The organism is Streptomyces millisiae (genome assembly GCF_031845425.1).
In the GTDB taxonomy this organism is placed as follows: Bacteria; Actinomycetota; Actinomycetes; order Streptomycetales; family Streptomycetaceae; genus Streptomyces; species Streptomyces millisiae.
Genome location: NZ_JAVREM010000306.1, coordinates 1 through 452, shown reverse-complemented (window position 1 = coordinate 452; position 452 = coordinate 1). Strand labels below are relative to the sequence as shown.

The 452-nt window shown below is 68.1% G+C and carries 2 pseudogenes; one reads left to right on the top strand and one right to left on the bottom strand.

What is annotated here, in order from left to right:
• A pseudogene (locus tag RNC47_RS36810) lies at positions 1–174 on the top strand (VapC toxin family PIN domain ribonuclease); the annotation flags it as partial.
• 78 nt (positions 175–252) lie between these two features.
• Here the strand turns inward: RNC47_RS36810 and RNC47_RS36805 are convergent.
• A pseudogene (locus RNC47_RS36805) lies at positions 253–452 on the bottom strand (hypothetical protein); the annotation flags it as partial.

Below are 452 nucleotides of genomic sequence, written 5' to 3'. Positions count from 1 at the left end.
GTCATCTCCTCGGGCCGCAAGCCCAGAAGGCGCGTGGCGGACCTGATGATCGCTTCGATCGCCATCGCCGAAGACCTTCCCCTGTTCACCACCAACCCCGACGACTTCCGGGGGCTGGACGAACTGCTCACGGTGGTGCCGGTGACGCGGCCCGCTGTTCTCCACGACCGATGACCGTGGGCCGTACCCCTGGTGAGGGGTACGGCCCACGGCTCTGTGCGGCTCCCGGACGGGGTCAGGTGGCGGTAGCGGCTAGCGCCTGCCGGGCTCCAGGTAGTTCTCCAGGCCCGGGACCTTGAGCGTGCCGCCGAACTGGGCGGCCTGGACCACCCTCACCTTGGTGAAGAAGGCGAAGGGCACGTTCAGCGGGGGCGGGGTCTGCGGGCTGAAGGTGATCGGGATCAGGCCGAAGAGGTTGCCCTTCAGCTCCTCCGTGTACATCGTCACCGTGC